We start from the raw sequence: 6,655 nt of genomic DNA, 5'->3' as shown, positions 1-6,655 counted from the left end.
AACACCCGGTCCCATTCCGAACCCGGTAGTTAAGCCTTCCAGCGCCGATGGTACTGCACTCGTGAGGGTGTGGGAGAGTAGGACGCCGCCGAACAATCATTCCCTCAAGGGGGCGCTCATCTCGAGCGCCCCCTTGAGGCGTTTCAGCGTTCTCCGGCGATGATGTCGCCGATCTCGTCCACCGCGGGGTGGCCCGGTTCGAACGGCGCGCTGTGGGGTTCCTCCCAACCGGCGGGTGATTCGAAGACCCGAGCGCCGAACGGCGGATCGATCGGGGTGCGGCCGTGGAACGGGTCGAACGTCGGTGGTTCGGGGTTCCAGGGTGTTGCCGGCATCGTGGCGATCTCGGGGTTCGTGTAGTTGATCGGATCATCCGGGGACGTGGTGGCGTGCACGCGCTCGCCCACGTGCGCCGGGTCGACCCCGTCGAGCCCGAGTTCGCTGACGTGGTGGACGCCCGCGCCGGGGCTCGACACCAGCACCACGTCGTCGGCGTTGAGGCCGTGGTCGCGCGCCGTCTGGCCGACGACCGTCGTGCCGTAGCTGTGACCCACGACGGTGAGGTGCGCCCGGTCCTGGGTGTCCGTCGCACGAAGGCCGTCCTGGAACCGGTCGAGTGCCAGTTCGGCGTTGTCCGCGTAGATCGACCTCCCGGCCTCGGGGATGATGCTGTCGGGCGCGTCGTAGCCGACCCACGCGATGTCGGCGGATCCCTCGCCCGCGTCGAGGGCCAGCCGCCTCGCCCGGTCGATGTCACCGCCGGCCTGGCCGAGCTCGGCGTAGGTGCCGGGCACGTAGGTCGCGATGTTGCGCGCCGTGTCGGGGTTGCCGTAGGACACGATGATCTTGCCGTCGTCCGCGGTGTCGAGGCCGAGCAGGTAGTACCGGTTCTCGGGGTGCTCGGGGTCGGCCGCGGCGAGGTCGCCGCCCGGCCGGAAGCGCTCCAGCACGGCGATCTGCTCGTCCAGCTGGATGAGGCGTTCGCGCTCCTGCTCCCACAGGCCCGGGTTGTTGGAGAACTCGTCCGCCATCCGGAGCCGTTCGTCGTGCAGGGCCGCGAGCCGGTCCCGTTCGGCGCGCAGCGCGGCGATCTCCCGGTCGAGCACGGCGCGGTTGGCCTGGTCGCGGACCTCGGCGGGGATGCCGTCGAGGTTGCGGACCAGGTCGGGGTTGTTCCGCACGACGTCCTCGCGCTCGCCCTGGCCCAGGGACAGCCACCAGGTGTGGACCTCCTGCGGGGTCGCGCCCGGCGGCGGGCCGGGGACCTGGCCGACCGGCGGGCCTCCGGTGATGCGTCCGGCGGCGTCGTTCACGAGCTTGGTGGCCTCGGCCGCGAGTTGTTGGGCGAACGCGTTGCGCTGGAGGTCCTCCCCGATGCCGGTGATGTCCGCGTACCGCTCGGCGTTGGCGTCGAGGAGCTTGACGATGGCGTCCTTGGCGGTGGCGACCTCGTTGCCGAAGATGTCGGCACGGCGGGCGAGCTCGGCCATGTCGGCGGCGGTCGTGCCGGCTCGCTGGAGGTGGTGCTGGACCAGGCCGGTGAACACGGCACCCGCCTCGTCGGGCCAGTCGGCGTTCACGGAGTTCAGGCTGTGCTCGGCGGCCTTGCCGTACTCGGCGCCGGTGCGCCGCCAGCTGTCGGCCAGCGCGTGCGCGGTCTCCTCGTTCGACAGGGGCCAGGTGGCGCCCATGGCCTTCGCCCGCGTCCACAGCTCGGAGGTCGGTTCGGGGATGGCCACCTCAGCCACCACCCGGGAACGCGCCCCTGGAGCGCACGTCGGCGGCGAGGTAGTCGACCACGGCGTCGTGACCGACCCGGCCGTCGGTCAGCAGCAGCTCCGGCACGAGGCCCGCGACCTGGCGCACCTTGGCCGCGTCGGCGTCGTAGACGGCGCGGAACGCCTGTCCCAACGGGTCCGCGCCGATGCCCGCCTCACCCGCGACCAGCCCGGACTGCCCGTCCCGCCAGGTGGCGGCCAGGGTCTCGCCGGCGCCGGTGAGGCGGTGCAGCGCGGGTTCCACGCCGTCGACCTGCATGTGTGCGAATCCACCCATGGCGCCCAAGATGGCGCAGCGCGTCCGGGCGCGGCGGGCGCTGGCCGCTACCGGTCACGCGCCGTGCCGCGCGGGTGCGACTATTTTTCGACCATGCACCATGAGCCCGACCCCCGAACGCAGCGCCGCTCCGGCGGGAACTCCGCCGCCGTCCAGGCGGACCTGGCCACGAGCCCGTTCCGCGTCGACCGCGACCGCGTCGCCAGCTCGCCGTTCTTCGCCCGGCTCGGCGGCGTCACGCAGGTCGTCAGCTCGACCGGCTCCGGCTTGCTGGTGCACAACCGCCTCACGCACAGCCTGAAGGTGGCCCAGGCCGCCCGCGCCATCGCCGAGCGCCTCAACACCCGGCCCGACATCGCCAACCTGCTGGACAAGCTCGGCGGCTGCGACCCGGACGTGGTGGAGGCCGCCTCGCTGGCGCACGACCTGGGGCACCCGCCGTTCGGGCACCTCGGCGAGCAGGTCCTCGACCGGCTGGCCCGGCACCGGTTCGGGTTGTCGGACGGCTTCGAGGGCAACGCCCAGTCGTTCCGCATCGTCACGACGACCGACGTGCGCGGACCCGCGGCGGTCGGGCTCGACCTGACGGTGGCGGTGCGCGCGGCGATGCTGAAGTACCCGTGGACACGCCTGTCCTACCCGAAGCCGCACCCGAGGGACCTCCCCGCCCCGCCGCGCGGCGCCGCCGAACCGACCGACGGGCCGGGCACCGGGTCGAGCAAGTTCTCCGCCTACGTCACCGAGCTGGACGACGTCGAGCAGTCCCGCGCGTTCTACACGGCCAGGGTGGAGCCGTGGCAGCAGACGGTCGAGGCGTCGGTCATGGACACCGCCGACGACATCGCCTACGCCATCCACGACCTGGAGGACTTCCACCGCGTGGGCGTGCTCCAGCACGCCGCCGTCTCGACGGAGCTGAACACCTGGCTGGAGCACGCCGTGGAGCTGGCGGGCCTGACCGCGGCCGACCTCGCCGCCCAGGAACGCCGACCGGGCCGTTCGCTGGAGGCGCTGCGCCGCCGCCTGCACGCCAAGGACTCGTGGGCGGTGCACGACGACGCGTTCGCGCACGCGGTGGCCAAGGTGCGCGCCGAGCTGGTGGACGGCCTGCTGGCGGTCCCGTTCGACGGCTCGGTGGAGGCGGAGCAGGCGGTGGCCGGGTTCTCCGCCCGCTGGACGCGCCGCCTGGTCGACTCGGTCGGCGTGGTCGAGGAGCCCACGACCAGGTCGGGGCACGTGGTGCTGGCGGTGCCTCAGTGGCACGAGGTGCAGGTGCTGAAGTTCGTGCACCGGCGGTTCGTGCTGCTGCGCCCCGACCTCGCGCTGCACCAGCGCGGCCAGGCGCGGCTGCTCACGGCGCTGGTCGAGGCGTTGGAGCAGTGGGTCACCGACCGGCACGAGGCGAACCGGCTGCCGCGCCGGCTGCACGACCTGGTCGAGCTGGCGGGCGAGGAGTACGCGGCGCTGGCGCGCACGGACCCGTCCGTCCTGGTCGGCGCGACGGGGGAGACGCCGTCCGGTCCGGACGCCGTGCGGGCGCTGGCGCGTGGCCGCGCGGTGGTCGACTTCATCGCCTCGCTCACCGACAACCAGGCCGCGGCGCTGCTCGACGCACTGTCCGGACGAACCGGTCAGCTGTGGACAGATGCTTTTGTACTGTGAAATGTGATGGATCTACCGTCTGAGAAGTAGGCCGAACGGTGGCAGACGGTACTTGTCCGTGCGCAATACGTTGACCCCTCGGTCGGAGACATCCGACCGCAGGCCGCGTGCGTCGGGGGCACGCAAGATCTGGGGGAGACGCCTGTGCGCTCACCGAAACGCCGTTTGCGAAGAAACGCCCTGATCGCGGCGGGTGCCGCCGTGCTGCTGACCTTGGGGGCGGTGTCGCCCGCCTCCGCCGATCCGACGAAGGCGTCCAAGGGCGTCGAGGACAAGACCGCGGCGCAGATCGCCGCGCTGCAGGACATCAAGCGGTCACTCACCGAAGCCGAGTCCAAAGTGGACAGCGCGCTCGTCGTCGAGCAGCGCCGCCGGTCGAACGCCACCACGTTGAGCAAGCTCCCCGCCCTCCAGACCGGCGTGAAGGTCCACAGCGGAAACACCGTCGTGGTGGACATCCGCGCGTTCGAGGTCACCGACGACCTGGTGGCCGCCGTGAAGGCCGCCGGCGGCGCGATCCGCTCGGTCTCCACCGAGGGCAGGACGGTCCGCGCCCAGCTGCCGCTCGGCTCGCTGGCCAAGCTGTCCGCCCGCGGCGACATCCGCCGCGTCGAGACCGCCGTGGAGTACAAGACCTTCAACCAGCGGGACCGCAAGGCCGACCCGGCGCCCTCGAAGGAGGACAAGGCCAGGGAGATCGAGGCGCGCACCCGCGAGGCCCTGATCGCGCCGCAGGCGATCCGGACCGGCGAGGGCGACCGGGCGCACGCCGCGGACACCGCCCGGGACGACTTCCGCGTCACCGGCACGGGCGTGAAGCTGTGCGCGCTGTCCGACGGCGTCGACTCGCTGAGGCTCTCGCAGACCGCCGGCGAGCTGCCCGCCGCCGTCGAGGTCCTGGCCGGCCAGGAGGGCTCCGGCAACGAGGGCACCGCGATGCTGGAGATCCTCCACGACATCGCGCCGAACGCGAGCCTCGGCTTCGCCACGGCCGTCAACGGCGACGCGAGCTTCGCCGACAACATCCGCGCCCTGCGCTTCCAGCTGGGCTGCGACGTCATCGTGGACGACATCCTCTACTTCAACGAGTCGCCCTTCCAGGACGGCGTGATCGCGCAGGCCGTGGACGCGGTCACCGCCGACGGCGCGCTGTTCTTCTCCTCCGCCGGCAACGAGGGCAACGTCGCCGACGGCACCTCGGGCCACTGGGAGGGCCAGTTCGTCGACTCCGGCGTCGGCGTCGGCAAGTTCGCCGGCACCGCGCACGACTTCAACCCCTCGCCGGACGCCAAGCAGGTGTTCAACCCGCTGTCGGACAGCTCGGCCAACGTGCCCGTGACGCTGTTCTGGTCCGACCCGCTGACCTCGTCGTTCAACGACTACGACCTGTACCTGGCGAACTCGCAGGGCAACGTGGTGGCGTTCAGCCAGGGCGTGCAGGACGGCAGCCAGGACCCGTACGAGCGGCTCAACACGCCCGCGTCCGCGTTCGGCCTGCGGTTGGCCGTGGTCAAGTTCCGCGGTGAGGACAAGTACCTGGCGCTGACCGCGCTGGGCGGTCGCTTCAAGGACTCCTCCGACGGGCTCAAGAAGTTCGCCACGCCGGGTGTGACCCGCGGCCACTCCGCGGCCAAGGGCGCGATCAGCGTGGCGGCGGCGCCGGCGAACGACCCGCTGCCGTTCGACCTGGAGCCGGGCGACCCGGCCAACCCGCGCGGCCCGTTCCCGAACGCGTTCGACGGCACGCAGAAGCCCGAGCGGTTCACCTCGGACGGTCCGCGTCGCGTGTTCTTCGCGCCCGACGGCACCCCGCGCGAGGAGGTCAGGCAGAAGCCCGACCTGACCGCGGCGGACGGCGTGCAGACCAGCGTGAGCGGCTTCAACCCGTTCTTCGGCACGTCGGCGTCCGCGCCGAACGCGGCCGGCATCGCGGGCCTGGTGCTGTCCGGCAACCCCGGCCTGTCGCCCGCCGAGGTGCGGGAGGCGATGACCGCCACCGCGATCGACATCGTCGAAGCGGGCGTGGACAACCGGACCGGCGCGGGCGTGGTGCGCGCCGACCTGGTGCTGGCCTACACCGGCGCCTCGCCGCAGCCGCTGGCGAAGGCGGCGAAGCCGTCCGTGGTCAACGACGCCGACGGCAGCCAGTACCTCAAGCCGGGCACCACGGCCACGGTCACCGTGCCGGTGGTCAACTCCGGTGACGGCACGGCCGCGTCGACCAGCCTCGTGCTCACCACGCCCACCGCGGGCGTGACGATCGCGCCTCGGTCGAAGTCCTACGGGAACATCGAGGTCGGCCAGACGGTCACCAACACGTTCAAGGTGACCGTGCCCGCGTCGATGGGCGTCGGCTCGGCCGTGCGGCTGGACGCCCGGGTGACGTTCGCGGGCTCCACCTCGCCGACCACGGGCACGTTCACGCTCAACGTCGGCGAGCCGTCCCGCGACACGAAGACGTTCGCCTACGCCGGGCCGGTCGTGGCCATCCCGGACAACGACGCCACCGGCGTCGCGGTGGAGATCCCGGTCAGCGGCATCGGCCGCGGCTCCCGGATCGTGTTCTCCGTGGACGGCGACACGTGCAGCGCGACGACGGGCGCGACCACGGTCGGCATCGACCACTCGTTCGTCGGCGACCTGGTCGGCACGCTGACCTCGCCGTCCGGCGCGACGGCCACGGTGTTCCAGCGCAACGGCGCGACCGGCAACAACCTGTGCCAGGTCGTGTTCGACGACACCGCGGCGCAGCCGTTCTCGTCGGTGACCAGCGCGTTGGCGCCGTTCACCGGCACGTGGCGGCCCATCACCCCGCTGGGCGCGCTGCTGGCCGAGCCGGTGGACGGCACGTGGACGTTCAAGGTCGTGGACGGCGCCTCGTCCGACCGCGGCTCGATCCGCTCGGTCTCGCTGAAGATCAACGGTTACGTCTAGGGTT

4 protein-coding genes and 1 rRNA gene are annotated in these 6,655 nt (G+C 72.1%); 3 read left to right on the top strand and 2 right to left on the bottom strand.

The window, feature by feature from the left end:
- Positions 1 to 94: ribosomal RNA gene (gene rrf, locus ACZ7GX_RS37980) — 5S ribosomal RNA — on the top strand; the annotation flags it as partial.
- 49 nt (positions 95 to 143) lie between these two features.
- Here the strand turns inward: rrf and ACZ7GX_RS37975 are convergent.
- Positions 144 to 1,739 carry a WXG100-like domain-containing protein gene (locus ACZ7GX_RS37975; RefSeq protein ID WP_498784257.1) on the bottom strand — a complete coding sequence of 532 codons (1,596 nt, stop codon included), beginning with the start codon at positions 1,737 to 1,739 and terminating at the stop codon, positions 144 to 146.
- Between the two features lies 1 nt (position 1,740).
- Complete coding sequence (locus tag ACZ7GX_RS37970) at positions 1,741 to 2,055, bottom strand: hypothetical protein (protein WP_498784256.1); 315 nt, start codon at positions 2,053 to 2,055, stop codon at positions 1,741 to 1,743.
- Positions 2,056 to 2,148: 93 nt separating this feature from the next.
- On the opposite strand from ACZ7GX_RS37970, the gene ACZ7GX_RS37965 reads away from it, so the two are divergent.
- Together ACZ7GX_RS37965 and ACZ7GX_RS37960 are read left to right on the top strand one after the other, a co-directional pair.
- The gene (locus ACZ7GX_RS37965; protein WP_498784254.1) at positions 2,149 to 3,717 is read left to right on the top strand and encodes a deoxyguanosinetriphosphate triphosphohydrolase family protein; all 1,569 of its coding nucleotides are present in this window, start codon (positions 2,149 to 2,151) and stop codon (positions 3,715 to 3,717) included.
- A gap of 144 nt (positions 3,718 to 3,861) precedes the next feature.
- Positions 3,862 to 6,651, top strand: a complete 2,790-nt coding sequence (locus tag ACZ7GX_RS37960; RefSeq protein WP_498784252.1) for a S8 family serine peptidase — start codon at positions 3,862 to 3,864, stop codon at positions 6,649 to 6,651.
- Positions 6,652 to 6,655: the final 4 nt, after the last annotated feature.

The sequence above is a fragment of the Actinosynnema sp. NPDC037264 genome (assembly GCF_055603705.1).
The sequence above is the reverse complement of the archived record's forward strand: the minus strand, read 5'-3'. Positions and strand labels throughout refer to the sequence as shown.